The organism is Streptomyces sp. NPDC056144 (assembly GCF_042264145.1).
GTDB lineage: Bacteria > Actinomycetota > Actinomycetes > Streptomycetales > Streptomycetaceae > Streptomyces.
In genome coordinates this window covers 128,091-144,532 of record NZ_JBHJVF010000008.1, presented here as the reverse complement: position 1 = coordinate 144,532, position 16,442 = coordinate 128,091, and the positions used below count along the sequence as shown (strand labels likewise).

Genomic DNA, 16,442 nt, shown 5'->3' with positions numbered 1-16,442 from the left:
GCGCTCGCATCCGCGAGGCGTGGGACAGCGGCCAGAGAACACGTCTGAGGAGACAGTGCTGTGACCGGGATCAAGACGACCGGCGAGAAGAAGCTCATGCTCTTCTCCGGCCGCGCCCACCCCGAGCTGGCCGAGGAGGTCGCGCACCAGCTGGGCGTCGGTCTCGTTCCCACCAAGGCGTTCGACTTCGCCAACGGTGAGATCTACGTCCGCTTCCAGGAATCGGCCCGTGGCGCCGACTGCTTCCTGATCCAGAGCCACACGGCTCCGATCAACAAGTGGATCATGGAGCAGCTGATCATGATCGACGCTCTGAAGCGGGCCTCCGCCCGGAGCATCACCGTGATCATCCCCTCGTACGGCTACGCCCGTCAGGACAAGAAGCACCGCGGTCGCGAGCCGATCTCGGCCCGCCTCGTCGCGGACATGCTGAAGACGGCGGGTGCGGACCGCATCCTCACCGTCGACCTGCACACGGACCAGATCCAGGGCTTCTTCGACGGCCCGGTCGACCACCTCTCCGCCCTCCCGGTCCTCGCGGACTACGTGGGCGCGAAGGTCGACCGCGCGAAGCTGACGATCGTCTCCCCGGACGCCGGCCGCGTGCGCGTCGCCGACCGCTGGTGCGACCGTCTCGACGCCCCGCTGGCGATCGTGCACAAGCGCCGTGACAAGGACGTCGCCAACCAGGTCACCGTCCACGAGGTCGTCGGTGACGTGAAGGGCCGCGTCTGCGTCCTCGTCGACGACATGGTCGACACCGGTGGCACGATCTGCGCCGCCGCCGACGCCCTGTTCGCGCACGGTGCCGAGGACGTCATCGTGACGGCCACGCACGGCATCCTGTCGGGCCCGGCCGCCGACCGCCTGAAGAACTCCAAGGTCAGCGAGTTCGTCTTCACGGACACCCTGCCGGTTCCGGGCGCGCTCGAGCTCGACAAGATCACGGTCCTGTCGATCGCCCCGACGATCGCCCGCGCGGTGCGCGAGGTCTTCGAGGACGGTTCGGTGACGAGCCTCTTCGAGGAGCACTGAGCCGTCACAGCGTGACCGAAGGGCCGCTTCCCTCCGATGGGGGAAGCGGCCCTTCGCCGTTTCCGGAGCGTGTGCCGGAGATCGAATTGGGTGGTAGGGCGGTCGACCGGTAGACTGCCGTAGTTGCTCGGCGAGGGAGGCCGTACCCGTACGCATGACGTACAGGTCCACGGCGGTCCGTTATCGACGCGCTCTTCGTAGCAGGCCATCGCCAGTCGTGGCCGGGTGACCCCGATTCCTTTCGTCACCCTTTTCTACGAGGAGCACCGCATGTCCGAGGTCAAGCTCGCCGGTTCCGTCCGCACCGAGTTCGGCAAGGGCGCCGCCCGCGCCATCCGCCGCGACGCCCTGGTCCCCGCCGTCCTCTACGGCCACGGCACGGACCCGGTCCACCTGACCCTCCCGGCCCACGAGCTCGGCCTCGCGCTCCGTACGCCGAACGTCCTGCTCTCCCTGGACATCGACGGCACCAACGAGCTCGCGATCCCGAAGGCGGTCCAGCGTGACGCCATCAAGGGCTTCCTGATCCACGTCGACCTGCTCCTCGTCAAGAAGGGCGAGAAGGTCACGGTCGAGGTTCCGGTCCAGGCCGAGGGCGAGCTCGCCGCCGGTGGCAACCTGCTGGAGCACGTGCTCAACACCCTCTCCGTCGAGGCCGAGGCCACCCACCTCCCCGAGGCCGTCACGGTCTCCGTCGAGGGCCTCGAGGCCGGCGCCTCCGTCCTCGCGGGCGCCATCTCCCTCCCGGCCGGCGTGACCCTGGTCACCGACGCCGAGGCCGTCGTCCTCCAGGTCCTGGCCGCCCAGGCCGAGGAGGCCCCGGCCGAGGCCGAGGCCGAGGGCGCGGAGGCCTGAGCCGTAGGCTCGGTCTGACGTGACGGGGTGATGGGCCGTTCCGGCCCGTCACCCCGTTTCTCTGTTTCCACGACACGGCTCACGAGGAGTTCTGACGCATGACGACGGACGACGCCAACGCCCCCTGGCTGATCGTCGGCCTCGGCAACCCCGGGCCCGAGTACGCGGCCAACCGCCACAACATCGGTTTCATGGTCGTGGACCTGCTCGCCGAGCGGATCCGCGGTTCGTTCAAGCGGGCGCAGAAGGCGCAGGCGCAGGTCGTCGAGGGCCGGATGGGTCCTCCCGGGCCCGAGAACCGCCGGGTGATCCTCGCGAAGCCGATGTCGTACATGAACCTGTCGGGCGGCCCCGTGACGGCGCTGCGCGACTTCTACAAGGTGCCGACGGCGCGCATCGTGGCGATCCACGACGAGCTGGACATCGACTACGGGGTGCTGCGGCTGAAGCTCGGCGGGGGCGACAACGGGCACAACGGCCTGAAGTCGATGACGAAGGCGATGGGCGCGGAGTACCACCGGGTGCGGTGCGGCATCGGGCGTCCGCCGGGCCGGATGCAGGTCGCGGACTTCGTCCTGAAGGACTTCTCGTCGACGGAGCGCAAGGACCTGGACTGGTTCGTGGACCGGTCGGCGGACGCGGTGGAGTGCCTGGTGGCGGAGGGCCTGGAGCGGGCCCAGTCGGCGTACAACTCGTAGGTCTCGCCGGGCGGGTGCCGGGGCGGTACGACTGTACGATCGCGGGTCATGACGCACGTCCGTAACGCCGCCATGGCCCTGGTCGCCCTGCTCCTCGTCGTCGGGGGCGCCTGGGCTTCGTGGTCGTCCGCCCAGCACGTCCTGCTCTCCCAGGGGCGTGAGCACGGGACGTTGACGGTGACGGGGTGTACGGACGAGACGTGCAGCGGTACGTTCGCCTCCGAGGATCCCGCGTCGAAGCGGCGGTCCCTGACGATTCCGCGTTCGGTCGCGGTGGAGCAGGGCGCGACGATCCCCGTGGTGGTGAAACCGGACACCGACGAGGGTGTGCGGACGGGGTGGGCCGGCGGTCTCCACGCGTGGCTTCCGCTGGGCGGGGCACTGCTGTTGGCGGCTCCGGTGGTCGGCGGCGGACTGCGGCTCTCGCGGACGGCGTGGTCGCTGGCGGGTGCGGGTGGCGCGATTCTTGTGGCGGCCTTTTACGCGCTCTGAGGCAAACCGGGCGATACCGATGGGTTCGGCCGGATCGTTATGGACCTCTGGGTTAAGGATCACTTAAAGCGACGGATAGGCTGCCTCAGCCATCTCTCACGGCACTCTCCTCTCCCAGATGGACGACTGCTACATGCGACGTACTCTCATATCGGCCGGCGCTCTGGTCGCCGCCCTCGCCGGCTCTCTGGCCCTCGCCCCGGTCGGCTCCGCCTCGGAGGCGCCGAAGCCGCTGCGTCTCCACCAGATCGAGGATCTCCCGCTGACCGCTGCCGAGTTCGGCAAGGACAAGCAGGAGAAGGTCTGCGGCAACATCCCGACGAACCAGGACGGCTGGCACTTCGTCCTCACGGGCCGGGACGCCGTCTTCACGAAGCTGACCGTCGAGTTCGAGCCCGGCGGCACCCAGACCATCACGGTCTTCGGTCCCCCGGACGCCAAGCACGCCTACGCGGGCTCCCTCCCCGGCGCGAAGCTGGTCTCCGCCAGCGCCGAGATCAGCGGCTCGGTCAAGCAGGACTGGTTCAACCTGTCCCACACCTGCCCGACCAGCACGAAGCCCGTCGAGGAGGAGCCGCACACGACCCCTCCGACCACCCCGGGCACCGAGACCACGCCTCCGACCACGGAGACCACGCCTCCCGGCACGGAGACCACGCCTCCGACCACGGAGACCACGCCTCCCGGCACCGAGTCCCCCTCTCCGAGCGAGACCACCCCGGGCTCCACCGAGTCTCCCTCCCCGAGCGAGACCCCCGGCGCCTCCGAGACCCCGGGCGGCACCGAGTCCCCCTCGGCCACCACCCCGGGCGAGGAGACCACCGGTGACACCGGCTCCTCCACCGGCTCCACCACCGGTGGCACGGACGAGAAGGGCGGCGAGAACGGCTCGACCGAGGGCGACCTCGCCGAGACCGGCTCCAGCGCTCCCGTCGGCATCATCGCCGCCGTCGCCGTGGCCCTCGCGGGCGCCGGCGCGTTCCTGGTGACCCGCCGCCGCAAGGCCGCGCAGCAGGGCTGACCCTCCCCGTAACGACGACTGTGCCCCCTGCCGATCCGATCGGCAGGGGGCACAGTCGTGAAGTGGCTCCGGATCAGCCGGTGTTGCGCAGACCCGCCGCGACACCGTTCACCGTGAGGAGCAGGGCCCGCGCGAGCAGCGGGTCCGGGTCCTCGCCGCGCTCGGCCGCCGCGCGCTGGCGGTCGAGGAGGGCGACCTGGAGGTACGAGATCGGGTCCAGGTAGGCGTCGCGGATCGCGAACGTCTGCTGGAGCACCGGGTTGGAGTCGAGCAGCTTCTCGCCGCCGGTGACCTTGAGGACCTCGGCGACGGTCAGCTCGTGCTCGGCCTCGATGGCCGCGAAGACGTGCTGGAGCTCCTCGGGGACGAGGGTCTCGACGTAGTGGCGGGCGATCCGCAGGTCCGTCTTCGCGAGCGTCATCTCGACGTTGGAGAGGAAGTTGCGGAAGAAGTGCCAGTGCCCGTACATCTCGCCGAGGACCTCGTCGAGACCGGCCTCGCGCAGCGCCTTGAGGCCGGAGCCGACGCCGTACCAGCCGGGGACGATCTGGCGGGACTGGGTCCAGCCGAAGACCCACGGGATGGCCCGCAGTCCGTCGAGGGAGACGCCGGAGCCGGGGCGGCGGGACGGCCGCGAGCCCAGGTGCAGGTCGGCGAGCTGGTCGACGGGGGTCGAGGCGAGGAAGTACGTCGGGAGGTCCGGGTCCTCGACGAGCTTGCGGTACGCGGTGTGGGCGGCGTCCGAGACGGTGTCCATGGCCGCGTCCCAGCGGGCCAGCGCCTCGCCGGACTGGCGCGGGGCGGTGTGCAGCGCGGAGGCCTGGAGGGTGGCCGCGACGGTCAGCTCCAGGTTCTCCCGCGCGAGCGACGGGATGAGGTACTTGTCGGAGATGACCTCGCCCTGCTCGGTCACCTTGATCTCGCCCTCCAGGGTGCCCCAGGGCTGGGCGAGGATCGCGTCGTGCGAGGGGCCGCCGCCGCGGCCGACGGTGCCGCCGCGGCCGTGGAAGAGCCGGAGCCTGACCCCGTACCGGTGGGCGACGTCGCGGAGGCGACGCTGGGCGCGGTGGATCTCCCACTGGGAGGTGGTGATGCCGCCGAACTTGGAGGAGTCCGAGTAGCCGAGCATGACCTCCTGGACGTCGCCGCGGAGCGAGACGAGGCGGCGGTAGGAGGGGTCGGCCAGCATGTCGTTGAGGATGACGTCGGCGGCCTTGAGCTCGTCGGTGGTCTCCAGGAGCGGCACGATGCCGATCTCGGCCCAGCCGGCGTGCAGGTCGAGGAGGCCGGCCTCGCGGGCGAGGACGGTGGCGGCGAAGACGTCGTCGGCGCCCTGGCACATCGAGATGATGTACGACTCGATGACCTCGGGGCCGAAGCGCTGGAAGGCTTCCTTGATGGTGTGGAAGACGCCGAGGGTCTTCTCGCCGGCCGCGTCGAGCGGCGCCGGGGTGGGCGCGAGCGGGCGGCGGGAGCGGAGCTCCTTGGCGAGCAGCTTCTGCCGGTAGTCGCGGGGCATGTCCGCGTACCGCCAGGACTCCTCGCCGAGGCGGTCGAAGAGCTGGCCGAGGGCGTGGTGGTGGGCGTCGGCGTGCTCGCGGACGTCCATGGTGGCGAGCTGGAGGCCGAAGGCCGAGAGGGTGCGGATGGTGCGGTCCATCCGGCCGTCGGCGAAGAGGCCGCCGCGGTGCTCGCGCAGCGAGGTCTGGATCAGGGTGAGGTCGTGGATCAGCTCGGCGGTGCCGAGGTAGTCGCGGCCGTCCTGGTGCGGGGTGCCGGAGGCGAGGCGCTCGCGGGTGTTGACGAGCTTCTGCCGGATGCAGGTGGCCTTGAGGCGGTACGGCTCCTCGGCGTTGAGGCGCTTGTACCGGGGGCTGATCTCCGGGAGGAGCTCCAGGTCGCGCTGGAGGGAGTCCAGGAGCTCCTGGGTGGCACCGGCGTAGCGGATGGAGTTGGAGAGCAGTCCGCGCAGGTAGTCGACCAGGTCGAGGGCGTCGGTGATGCCGTGCTCGTGCTGGAGGATGAGGATGTCCCAGGTCACCTGCGGGGTGACGTTGGGGTTGCCGTCGCGGTCGCCGCCGATCCAGGTGCCGAAGGTCAACGGGCGGGTGCCGGCGGGGAGTTCGACGCCGACGCGCTCCAGCTCGGCGGCGAGGTCCTCCAGGACGTCGCCGACGGCTCCGGCGTGCAGCTCGTCGAGGTAGTAGATCGCGTTGCGCGCCTCGTCGGCGGGCTCGGGGCGGACGACCCGGAGCTCGTCGGTCTGCCAGATGAGGTCGATGTTCTCGGCGAGCCGCAGGTCGTGGCGGCGCCGGTCGGCCTCGATGACCGGGGTCTCCAGGAGGGCGGCGATCCGGCGGAGCTTGTTGAGGACGGAGCGGCGGGCCGCCTCGGTGGGGTGTGCGGTGAAGACGGGACGGACGTTGAGGTTCTTGACCGTCTCGGCGACGTGCGCGGGGTCGCCGTCCTTGAGCATGTCGGCCGTGCGGGCGAGGAGGCCGCCCTCGGCGGCGCGCTTCTCGCGCATCTCGCGGCCGCGGTGCACCTGCTCGGTGACGTTGGCCAGGTGGAAGTAGGTGGAGAAGGCGCGCACCAGCTTGGCGGCGGTCTCCAGCTCGACTCCGCGGAGCAGCTCGGCGGCGGCGTCGCCGTCCTCGCGCGTGAGGCGGCGGACCTTCTCGACGAGGTCGAGGAGGTCGTGGCCTTCCTGGCGCACGAGGGTCTCGCCGAGGAGATCGCCCAGTCGGCGGATGTCGGCGCGCAGCTCGGTGCTGGCGGTGGGGGTCTGGTCGGCACTGCTCACAGGTGCGGCTCCTTGCAGTGTTTGAGCACGTCTGGAGGGGTACTGGAGGCTTGCGGACCGCGCTGTCCGACGCACCCAGGATAGGTGTCCTCCGGGGCGGCGTGGGCAACGCCCCTCTCGTGCCCCCTTGCCGCGCGTCACGGCGCTGCCATACTTACGACGCCGTAGGTTACGGAGCCGTAGCCTCGGCGTGCTTCCGCGCACCCTCTCACCCTCCGCCCTCACCCCCAGGGGACACCCATGACCATCAGCCCCGAGGTGACCTCGGCGCCCGAGGAACCCGCGTCGTCCGCGCCGGCCCCGCCGTCCGACGAGGCCGCGGCCCTCCCCTTCGCCACGCTCGGCGGTGACACCAAGGGGTCGGTCGAGCAGGTCACGCTGGCGCTGTTCATCACCGTGCCGTTCGTGGCGCTGCTCGCGGCGGTGCCGCTGGCCTGGGGCTGGGGGGTGAGCTGGCTGGATCTGGGGCTGATGGTGGCGATGTACTACATCGGCTGCCACGGCATCACGATCGGTTTCCACCGGTACTTCACGCACGGTTCCTTCAAGGCGAAGCGGCCGCTGCGGATCGCGCTGGCGATCATGGGCTCGCTCGCGGTGGAGGGCCCGCTGGTGCGCTGGGTGGCGGACCACCGCAAGCACCACAAGTTCTCGGACGCGGAGGGCGACCCGCACTCGCCGTGGCGCTTCGGCGAGACCGTACCGGCGCTGATGAAGGGCCTGTGGTGGGCGCACATCGGCTGGATGTTCGACGAGGAGCGGACTCCGCAGCACAAGTACGCCCCCGATCTGATCAAGGACCCGGCGATCCGCGCGATCTCCCGCCACTTCCTCTCGTGGACGATCGTCTCCCTGGCGATCCCGCCGCTGGTGGGCGGCCTGGTGACGTGGTCGTGGTGGGGCGCGTTCACCGCGTTCTTCTGGGGCTCCCTGGTCCGGGTGGCGCTGCTGCACCACGTGACGTGGTCGATCAACTCGATCTGCCACGCGGTCGGCAAGCGCCCCTTCAAGTCGCGCGACCGCTCGGGCAACGTGTGGTGGCTCGCGGTGCTGTCCTGCGGCGAGTCCTGGCACAACCTGCACCACGCGGACCCGACCTCGGCCCGGCACGGGGTGCTGCGCGGCCAGATCGACTCCAGCGCGCGGCTGATCCGCTGGTTCGAGCTGGCGGGCTGGGCGAGCGACGTCCGCTGGCCCGCGGCCTCCCGCATCGAAGCCCGCCGCCAGAGCGCACCCGTCGACGCGGCATGATGGAAGACGTGGCGATCGACGGCGGGACAAACGGTACAAGCGGTACCGGCGGCAGTGGCGGTGGCGGGCAGAAGCCTGCCCGGCGGGGCCGCCGGGTGCGGATGACGGGCGCCGAGCGCCGCGAGCAGCTGCTCGACATCGGCCGGACGCTCTTCGCCGAGAAGGGCTTCGAGGGCACGTCGGTGGAGGAGATCGCGGCGAAGGCCGGGGTCTCCAAGCCGGTGGTGTACGAGCACTTCGGCGGCAAGGAGGGCCTGTACGCGGTCGTCGTCGACCGGGAGATGCGGCAGCTCCTGGACGGGGTGACGGGCGCGCTGACGGCCGGGCACCCGCGGGAGCTCCTGGAGCAGGCGGCGTTCGCGCTGCTCGACTACATCGAGAAGTACACGGACGGCTTCCGGATCCTCGTACGGGATTCACCGGTGGCCCAGTCGACGGGCACGTTCGCCTCGCTGATCAGCGACATCGCCACCCAGGTGGAGGACATCCTCGGCCTGGAGTTCAAGGCCCGCGGTTTCGACCCGAAGCTGGCCCCGCTGTACGCGCAGGCGCTGGTGGGCAGTGTGGCGCTGACCGGCCAGTGGTGGCTGGACGTGCGGAAGCCGGAGAAGGCTGAGGTCGCCGCGCACCTGGTGAACCTGGCGTGGCACGGGCTCGACGGTCTGGAGCAGAAACCCCGACTGATGGGTCACCGAAAGGCTTAATCGACATTTCGAATGCGTTCAGAAATCTCTGGCGCACGATGTCGTTGTGAGTAGAATCTTTTTCACCATCCAGGGGGGTGTTCCGGCCGCCGGGAGATTCCGTCTCCGCGCGTCCACCTTTCAGGCCTCCGGCCTGCACTGATCCTGTTCGACGCCGTGTCGATCCCCTCCCTCGGTCTGGTTCCTCACACCTCTGAATCCCTGGGGGGGGATTTTTCTTGCTGTTCCAGAATTCCCGGCGCGCGAGCCGCGTCGCCGCCTGCACCGCTCTCGCCGTCTCCGCCGGCATGCTCCTGGCGGGCACCGCCTCGGCCGGCGCTCCGGCGCCCGTCGCGGCCGGGCAGAAGCCGTCCGCCGCCCCGTCCGTCCCCGCGCACCGCGCCGTCCCGTCGGCCGGAGACGCCCGGTCCGCCGGAATCGCCGGCGCCACGGCGTCCGTCATCGCCCCGCGCGCGGACCTCGACCGCGACGGCCACAGCGACGTTCTCTACCGCACCAACAACGGCGCCACGTACTCCGTGAACACGACGGCCGACTCGTCCAAGTTCACCGGGACCCCGGAGTTCTCGGTCGACATCGTCCCGATCGGCGACCAGGACAAGAACGGCAGCGGACCCGAGGTCCTGATGCTGTCGAAGTTCGGCTCGCTGTCCCTCTACGGGAACGCGAAGACCTCCGGCGGCACGTACCGCTGGTCCGGCGCCGGCTGGCAGAAGTACAACAAGGTCTTCTCGCCCGGCGACATCAGCGGCGACGGCCGCGCCGACGTGCTGGCCCGCACGCGCACCGGCGAGCTGTGGGCGTACCTGTCCACCGGCACGCCCAACGGTCCCTTCCACGCGCCCCGGCTGATCAGCGGCGGCTGGCAGGGCTACGACCAGCTCATCGGCCTCGGCGACAGCGACCGCGACGGCCGGGGCGACTTCCTCGCCCGCACGCCCGCCGGCGACCTGTACTACTTCGGGAGCACCGGCAACCCGTACACGCTGAAGCCGCGCGTGAAGGTCGGCTCCGGCTGGCAGAAGTACAACCAGATCGTGGGCATCGACGACGACAACGGCAACGGCGTCCCCGATGTCCTCGCCCGCACCGTCGACGGCCGGATGTACGAGTACTTCGGCACCGGTTCCGGCAAGTTCCTCACCGCCAAGCAGATCAGCGGCGCGGGCAGCTGGTCCGGCGCGGCCCAGCTGGCCGGCGCCGGCAACGTCCCGGCACACGGCAAGGAGGGCCTGCTCGCCCGCGACAAGGCCGGCACCCTCTACTGGTACGCCGCGCTGAACACGGGCAGGCTCTCCGCCCGCTACAAGATCAGCGACACCGGCGGCTGGGCCGCCGCCACGCCCTTCGAGGTCAACTCGCTGGGCCGGGACGGGATCTCGGACACCCTGACGATCTTCCAGGGCCGCCTCTACAACGGCGAGCGCGACCTCGGCGGCGGCTGGGCCGGCATGAGCGAGCTCGCCGGACCGGGCGACCTGAACGGCGACGGCACCGGCGACTTCGTGGCCCGCGACCGCGACGGCGTGCTCTGGCTGTACCGGACCAACTACGACGGCACCACGCTCCACGCGCGCCTGCGGGTCGGCAGCGGCTGGGGCGCGTACAACCGCATCTTCGGTTCCGGCGACCTGACCGGCGACGGACGGGCCGACCTGCTGGCGCGCCACAAGGACGGCAGCCTGTACCTGTTCGCGGGCACCGGCGTCGAGACCTCCCCGTTCAAGCCCCGGCTCCGGATCGGCACCGGCTGGAACACGTACAAGCAGCTGGCGGCCCCCGGCGACCTGAACGGCGACGGCAAGGGCGACATCCTCGGGGTGAACTCGGCCGGTGACCTCTACCCGCACCTGAACACGGCCCCGAACACGTTCGTGAAGGCCGCCAAGATCGGCTACGGCTACGGCGTGTACAACCGCCTGTCCTGACGGCTGACGGCTCGCCGAGCGCCCCGCGCCGTACACCGGCGCGGGGCGCTCCCCTCCCCCTCCTTCTTCCTCTCACCGGATCCCCGTACTTCCTAGGGAGACCTTTTGCGTTCCTCTTTCTTCGGCCGTGCCCGTGGCGTGACCGCCTGCACCGCCCTCGCCCTCTCCGCCGGCATGGTCCTCGCCTCGCCGGCCCTCGCCGAGACCAAGCCCCGGCCCGTCCTGACGGAGCCCCGGCTCACCGACAAGAGCACGCCCACGCTGGACATGGGGCAGCCCTCGGCCGAGCCGGGCACGGCCCGGATCGCCGGCGCGGCCGCCGTCGCCCGGTCCCGCTTCGACGTCAGCGGTGACGGCCGGACCGACCTGATCTTCCGCAACCGGAGCGGGTTCACCCTCGTCGCGCCGTCGAGCGGCAGCGCCACCGTGTTCAACGAGAGCGAGCGGGTGATCGCGTACGACCTCGTCCCGCTCGGCGACCAGAACGGCAACGGCAAGCCCGAGCTGCTCACGCTCACCCAGTACGGCCAGCTGCGGCTGTACACGGACGTCTCCTCGACGGCCGGTTCGGTCTCGTGGACGGGCAACGGCTGGACCGCCTACAACAAGGTGTTCTCGCCCGGCGACATCAACGGCGACGGCAAGGCCGACCTGCTGGCCCGCAAGTACAACGGCGACCTGATGTACTACCGCTGGACCGGCGGCAGCGCGCCCTTCGCCGCCCCCGTGCGGATCGGCACCGGCTGGGGCGGCTACGACCAGCTCGTGGGCGTCGGCGACAACAACGGTGACGGTCTCGGCGACATCATCGGCCGGCGCACCAACGGCCAGCTGTACTTCCACGGGTCCAACCCCGACGCGGCCATCGGCTTCCGGCCCGGCAAGCTCGTCGGCAGCGGCTGGGGCGTGTACAACCAGCTCATCGCGGTCGACGACCGGAACGGCGACGGCCGGGGCGACCTGCTCGGCCGCGACAAGGACGGCGCCCTCTGGGCGTACAGCGGCGCCGGCAACGGCACGTACACGGCCAAGGTGAAGCTCGGCAGCGACTGGCGTCACGTCGACCAGTTCGCCCAGTCGGGCGGCATCCCCTGGACCGGCAAGGCCGGCCTGTACGGCCGCGACACGTCCGGTCGCCTGTGGTGGCACCGGGGCCGGAACGACGGCCGTCTCGACTCGCGCCTGTCGGGCGGCGACGACAACTGGACCGGTGCGAACTTCACGCACGTCGCGGCGATGGACACGGGCCCGGTCGGTGACGTCCTGGAGGTCTTCGACGGCCACCTGTACAACGGCAGCACCGGCGGCGACCTCGGCGGCGGCGGCGGTTGGGGCGTCTACAACTCCCTCACCGGCCCCGGCGACCTCACCGGTGACGGCAAGGCCGACCTGATCGCCCGCGACCGGGACGGCTACCTCTACCTGTACAAGGGCAACGGCCTCGGCACGGGCCTGAGCGCCCGCACCCGCGTCGGCACCGGCTGGGGCGGCTACAACAAGATCCTCGGCGCCGGTGACTTCACGGGCGACGGCCGCGCGGACGTGGTGGGCCGTGACCGGTCCGGCAACCTGTGGCTGCACAAGGGCACCGGCAACGCGTCGGCTCCGTTCGCGGGCCGCGTGAAGATCGGCTACGGCTACGGCGCCTACAGCAAGCTGGCGACGCCGGGCGACCTGACCGGTGACGGCAAGGCCGACCTGGTCGCGGTGAACTCCTCGGGCACGCTGTACCGGTACTCCGGTACGGGTACCTCGGCCGCCATCGGCGGGCGGGTGCAGATCGGCACCGGCTACCAGGGCTACAACTTCCTGAACTGACGGTCGCACGCGCCGCACACGGAACGCGCCACACACGGAACGCCCCGCACCGGATCTCCCGGTGCGGGGCGTTCCGCCGTTGTACGGAGGGGTGCGTCAGCTGATGGCCTTGATGGTGCTCCAGCCGCCGCTGCCGACCACGACGGAGCTGCCGTCGATCGGGCCGTGGATGGAGCTGCCGCCCTTGTAGAACAGCAGGGTGCCGGTGTTGGTGGTGGCCCACATGTCGACGACTCCGTTGCCGTCGGCGTCGCCGCCTCCCGTGACCAGGGGCCGGTTGGTGAAGGTGTAGCCCGTCCCGTACTCGTTGTATCCACCGGGGTGGAAGACCGCCGTGCTGGTGTTCCAGTAGTGGTAGCGCAGCAGGCCGGTGGAGTCGCGGGACAGGAGGTCGACCTTGCCGTCCTTGTCTCCGTCGCCCATGGCGCTGAGGGTCACGCCGACGGGCCAGCCGGTGGTCTGGAGCTTGCGGGCGAGGACGGCCGGGGTGGTGCCGGTGACGCCGGCGTAGAGGAAGAGCCCCCCGTTGTAGGAGTCGACGCCGTCGTAGATGGCGAGGACGTCGGGCTGCCCGTCGCCGGTGACGTCACCGGGGACGGTGATGCGCGTGGCGGTGTTCAGCGTGGTGAGCTTGATGCGGGCGCCGAGGATGCCGTTGCCCGTGTTCGGGTAGACGTAGAGGTCACCGCCGACGACGGCGACGAGGTCCTCCTTCTTGTCCCCGGTCCAGTCCCCGCGGTGCGCGATCGAGGCGCCGCTCCAGCCGCCCGTACCGATCAGGATGCGCACGCCGAGGCCGCCGGTGCCCGTGCCGGGGTACAGCCACAGCTTGCCGGTGTCCTCGATCGCGACGAGGTCGGGCTTGCCGTCGCCGGTCATGTCGCCGGGGACGGCGGGGGCGGAGGGCGCGCTCTTGTCGAGCTGGACGCGGGGAGTGGTGCCCTCGGTGTACGTGATGGGCTTGCCGTTGGTCTTGAGCAGCTCTTCGAGCTGGTCGATGCTCAGGTTGGGGTAGGTCTGGCGGAGGACGGCGAAGGAGCCCGCGACGTGCGGGGCGGCCATGGAGGTGCCGTTCTTCGAGGTGTAGCCGCCGCCGGGGACCGAGGAGAGGATGGTCGTCCCCGGGGCGAGCAGGTCGAGCAGCGGTCCGCGGTTGGTGAACTGGGAGAGCTGGTCGTCGTCGGTGGTCGAGCCGACGGTGACGGCGGAGGAGATGCAGCCGGGCGCGCTGACGGCGTTGGTGGCCCCCTGGTTGCCGGCGGCGACGACGGTGGCGACACCGGCGGCGCGCAGGGCGTCGACGATCCCCTTGCGGGGGTCCTGGTCGCAGGCGGCGGCCCACAGGTCGACGCCCAGGCTCAGGTTGGCCGCGACGATGTTGGTCCCGGCGTTCTTCAGGTCGAGGACCTTCTGCAGGGCCTTGGTGACGGAGCTCTCGAAGGCGCCCATGCACGGGGCCGGGAGCGGATCGCAGGACGACTCCGCCTCGAACTTGGAGAACACCTGGATGGCGACGATGTCCGCGCCGGGGGCGACACCGTGCCGGGGCGCCCCGGTGAGGCCCGCTCCGTTGCCCGCGGCGATGCCGGCGACGTGCGTTCCGTGGGAGCAGTTGACGCCTGAGGTGGCGCAGGGGCCGCTCTCGGAGTCGGCGCTGCCGGGGCCTTCCTGCGTCTCGGCGCCGTTGGGGCAGAGGCTGCTGGCGCCCTTGACGGCGTCGTTGGAGGAGAAGCAGGCCTCGGTCTTCACCCGGCCCGAGAGGAAGGGGTGGTGGACGGCGACGCCGGTGTCGAGGATCGCGATCGCGGTGCCCGCGCCCGTCTTTCCGGCGGCGACGGTCTTGTCGGCGCCGATCTTGACGGTGGACTCGTCCAGGGTGGTCCTGGCGATCTTGTCCTCGGTGACGCTGACGACACCGGGGGTGGAGTTCAGCGCCTGGAGACCCGCCGTGTCCACCCGGAGGGTGGTCATGGGCAGCGTGCCGTACGAGACGAGGGTCTGGCCGGCCTCGGCGACGGAGGCGATCTGGGACTGCTGGGCGGTGACGACGTTGACGCGGACGGTGCCGCCGCTCTGCGCCTCGTCGAACAGTGCGGAGGCGACCGGGCCGTCCGCGTTGACCGTCACGGTTCCGGTCACCGGGCTCGCGCCCACCGGTGCCGTGCCGATCATCATGGCCGCTGCCGCCATCGCGGCGACGACCACGCCGCCTATGGGTCTCTTCACTGGTGCTCTCCATCGCGCGTCGAGTGGGAATGGCGGCAGCGTAGGAGGGGTCAATCCCCTGAGGGATCTTCCGCGTTCGGTCTCAGGGGGAGGGCAGGGGGGAGGTCAGGGGGAAGGCCAGGAGGATGACGCTGTCTCGATGTCAAGATATTTCTTTTCGAGAAGCTTCACACCAAGAGACTTTATGTCAACAGACCCTCTACACTGATCGTCATGGAGGACGAGGTCGACCGACTGGTCGCTGCATGGCGCCGTGAGCGCCCGGACCTCGACGTGGAGCCGTTGGAGGTCCTCAGCCGCGTCTCCCGGCTGGCCCGGCACCTCGACCGTGCCCGTCGGCTCGCCTTCTCCGAGCACCAGCTGGAGCCCTGGGAGTTCGACGTCCTCACCTCGCTGCGCCGCGCCGGAGCCCCGTACCAGCTCTCCCCCGGCCAGCTCCTCACCCAGACCCTGGTCACCTCGGGCACCATGACCAACCGCATCGACCGGCTCACCAAGAAGGGCCTCGTCGAGCGGCTCCCCGACCCCAGCGACCGGCGCGGGGTCCTCGTACGGCTCACGCCCGAGGGCCGGGACCGGGCCGACGAGGCACTCGCCGGGCTGCTCGCCCAGGAGCGCGCGATCCTCGCGCAGCTCTCCCGCGCCCAGCGCGGCGAACTGGCCGCGCTGCTACGCCGGCTGACCGCCCCGTTCGACAACGTCCCCGGGTAGGACGTCGAGCGCCGCCGGGCCGACGCCCGCACGGCGGGCCAGGGCGACCGCGGCCAGGGTCGAGTGGACGCCGAGCTTTCCCAGCACGTTCTGCATGTGCGTACGGACGGTGTGCGGGGACAGGAAGAGGCGCTCGGCGACGGCCTTGCGGCCCAGGCCCGCGACCATGCAGCGGAGGACCTCCCGCTCGCGCGGGGTGAGGGACTCGACGAGCCGCTCGCTGTCCGTGCGGTGCTTGCGGGCCGCCGTCAGCTCGCGCAGGACGCCCGTGAGCAGCGCGGGCGGCAGATGGGTCTCGTCGCGCAGGACGCCGCGGACGACCGCCAGGAGCCGTTGCAGCGAGGAGTCCTTCGCCACCCAGCCGGAGGCCCCGGCCTGGAGGGCGTGCGCGGCCCTGCGCGGGTCGTCCTTCTCGGCGAGGACGACGGTGCGGACGGCGGGCTGGAGGCGGCGGACCGCGGCGACGAGGGCGATCCCGTCGACCGAGGGGGCCCCCTCCGTGTCGGAGGTCGCCTCGGGCGCCGCCGCGCGCGCCGCGGCGGCCGGGCCCGCGCCCAGTTCGGCGTCGACGAGCAGCACGTCGAACCTGCGGCCCTCCGCCGTACCGCGCTCCAGGCAGCGCAGGGCGGCCGGGCCGCTGCCGGCCGCGGAGACGTCGACGTCGGGCTCGGCCGTCAGCGCGGCGGCCAGCGACTCGGCGAAGATGCGGTGGTCGTCGACCACCAGGACCCGGATACGTGCCACGGACACTCCCACGTGTCGAGGAACGGACCGGCGCGGATACGGCGCCGGAGGCGGGCCCGTCGGTCGCGCGGCCGCCGCCGTGCGTTGACTTCTACCCCGCTGCCGACGCCGTATCCGACCGGACTCGACCCCTGAAACGGCACCGGCCCCCACCGG

13 protein-coding genes are annotated in these 16,442 nt (G+C 71.1%); 10 read left to right on the top strand and 3 right to left on the bottom strand.

Annotated elements, in window-relative coordinates:
* Positions 1–60 precede the first annotated feature (60 nt).
* The 5 genes from ACFC0Z_RS24350 (at position 61) to ACFC0Z_RS24330 (ending at position 4,101) form a co-directional block, all read left to right on the top strand.
* Entirely contained in the window at positions 61–1,035 is a 975-nt protein-coding gene (locus ACFC0Z_RS24350; protein WP_266892749.1) for a ribose-phosphate diphosphokinase, read from the top strand.
* 270 nt (positions 1,036–1,305) lie between these two features.
* Positions 1,306–1,890: a 50S ribosomal protein L25/general stress protein Ctc gene (locus ACFC0Z_RS24345; protein ID WP_376441656.1), complete on the top strand. Its 585-nt coding sequence runs from the start codon at positions 1,306–1,308 to the stop codon at positions 1,888–1,890.
* 98 nt (positions 1,891–1,988) lie between these two features.
* Positions 1,989–2,588, top strand: coding sequence for an aminoacyl-tRNA hydrolase (pth, locus tag ACFC0Z_RS24340; RefSeq protein ID WP_376441653.1), 600 nt, complete (start codon positions 1,989–1,991; stop codon positions 2,586–2,588).
* Positions 2,589–2,636: 48 nt separating this feature from the next.
* A complete protein-coding gene (locus ACFC0Z_RS24335; RefSeq protein WP_376441650.1) occupies positions 2,637–3,080 on the top strand; it encodes a hypothetical protein in 444 nt (147 codons plus the stop codon).
* A 133-nt stretch (positions 3,081–3,213) separates the two neighbouring features.
* Positions 3,214–4,101 (top strand): LPXTG cell wall anchor domain-containing protein, encoded by an 888-nt coding sequence (locus ACFC0Z_RS24330; protein WP_376441648.1) that lies wholly within the window; start codon positions 3,214–3,216, stop codon positions 4,099–4,101.
* Positions 4,102–4,174: 73 nt separating this feature from the next.
* Here ACFC0Z_RS24330 and ppc read toward each other — a convergent pair whose 3' ends face one another.
* Positions 4,175–6,904 (bottom strand): phosphoenolpyruvate carboxylase, encoded by a 2,730-nt coding sequence (gene ppc / locus ACFC0Z_RS24325; protein ID WP_376441645.1) that lies wholly within the window; start codon positions 6,902–6,904, stop codon positions 4,175–4,177.
* 240 nt (positions 6,905–7,144) lie between these two features.
* Here ppc and ACFC0Z_RS24320 point away from each other — a divergent pair, with 240 nt between their 5' ends.
* From ACFC0Z_RS24320 to ACFC0Z_RS24305, 4 genes are all read left to right on the top strand, one after another.
* Positions 7,145–8,155, top strand: coding sequence for an acyl-CoA desaturase (locus ACFC0Z_RS24320; protein WP_376441642.1), 1,011 nt, complete (start codon positions 7,145–7,147; stop codon positions 8,153–8,155).
* Positions 8,152–8,859: a TetR/AcrR family transcriptional regulator gene (locus ACFC0Z_RS24315; RefSeq protein ID WP_376441640.1), complete on the top strand. Its 708-nt coding sequence runs from the start codon at positions 8,152–8,154 to the stop codon at positions 8,857–8,859. Before ACFC0Z_RS24320 ends, ACFC0Z_RS24315 begins: the two co-directional genes overlap by 4 nt.
* Before the next feature lie 218 nt (positions 8,860–9,077).
* Positions 9,078–10,787, top strand: coding sequence for an FG-GAP repeat domain-containing protein (locus ACFC0Z_RS24310; protein WP_376441638.1), 1,710 nt, complete (start codon positions 9,078–9,080; stop codon positions 10,785–10,787).
* 105 nt (positions 10,788–10,892) lie between these two features.
* Entirely contained in the window at positions 10,893–12,605 is a 1,713-nt protein-coding gene (locus tag ACFC0Z_RS24305; RefSeq protein WP_376441635.1) for an FG-GAP repeat domain-containing protein, read from the top strand.
* A gap of 96 nt (positions 12,606–12,701) precedes the next feature.
* Here ACFC0Z_RS24305 and ACFC0Z_RS24300 read toward each other — a convergent pair whose 3' ends face one another.
* Complete coding sequence (locus ACFC0Z_RS24300; RefSeq protein ID WP_376441633.1) at positions 12,702–14,831, bottom strand: S8 family serine peptidase; 2,130 nt, start codon at positions 14,829–14,831, stop codon at positions 12,702–12,704.
* Between the two features lie 213 nt (positions 14,832–15,044).
* On the opposite strand from ACFC0Z_RS24300, the gene ACFC0Z_RS24295 reads away from it, so the two are divergent.
* The gene (locus ACFC0Z_RS24295; RefSeq protein ID WP_024754861.1) at positions 15,045–15,542 is read left to right on the top strand and encodes a MarR family winged helix-turn-helix transcriptional regulator; all 498 of its coding nucleotides are present in this window, start codon (positions 15,045–15,047) and stop codon (positions 15,540–15,542) included.
* On the opposite strand, the gene ACFC0Z_RS24290 is transcribed toward ACFC0Z_RS24295, so the two are convergent.
* Positions 15,501–16,286, bottom strand: a complete 786-nt coding sequence (locus ACFC0Z_RS24290) for a LuxR C-terminal-related transcriptional regulator (protein WP_376441630.1) — start codon at positions 16,284–16,286, stop codon at positions 15,501–15,503. The two genes, ACFC0Z_RS24295 and ACFC0Z_RS24290, sit on opposite strands and share 42 nt — an antisense overlap.
* Between the last annotated feature and the right edge of the window lie 156 nt (positions 16,287–16,442).

What these genes read in the sequence shown, in the direction of transcription:
- ACFC0Z_RS24330 (WP_376441648.1), top strand. Translation starts at nt 3,214, where the DNA reads ATGCGACGTACTCTCATATCGGCCGGCGCTCTGGTCGCCGCCCTCGCC.
- ACFC0Z_RS24335 (WP_376441650.1), top strand. Translation starts at nt 2,637, where the DNA reads ATGACGCACGTCCGTAACGCCGCCATGGCCCTGGTCGCCCTGCTCCTC.
- ACFC0Z_RS24345 (WP_376441656.1), top strand. Translation starts at nt 1,306, where the DNA reads ATGTCCGAGGTCAAGCTCGCCGGTTCCGTCCGCACCGAGTTCGGCAAG.
- ACFC0Z_RS24295 (WP_024754861.1), top strand. Translation starts at nt 15,045, where the DNA reads ATGGAGGACGAGGTCGACCGACTGGTCGCTGCATGGCGCCGTGAGCGC.
- pth (WP_376441653.1), top strand. Translation starts at nt 1,989, where the DNA reads ATGACGACGGACGACGCCAACGCCCCCTGGCTGATCGTCGGCCTCGGC.
- ACFC0Z_RS24320 (WP_376441642.1), top strand. Translation starts at nt 7,145, where the DNA reads ATGACCATCAGCCCCGAGGTGACCTCGGCGCCCGAGGAACCCGCGTCG.
- ACFC0Z_RS24315 (WP_376441640.1), top strand. Translation starts at nt 8,152, where the DNA reads ATGATGGAAGACGTGGCGATCGACGGCGGGACAAACGGTACAAGCGGT.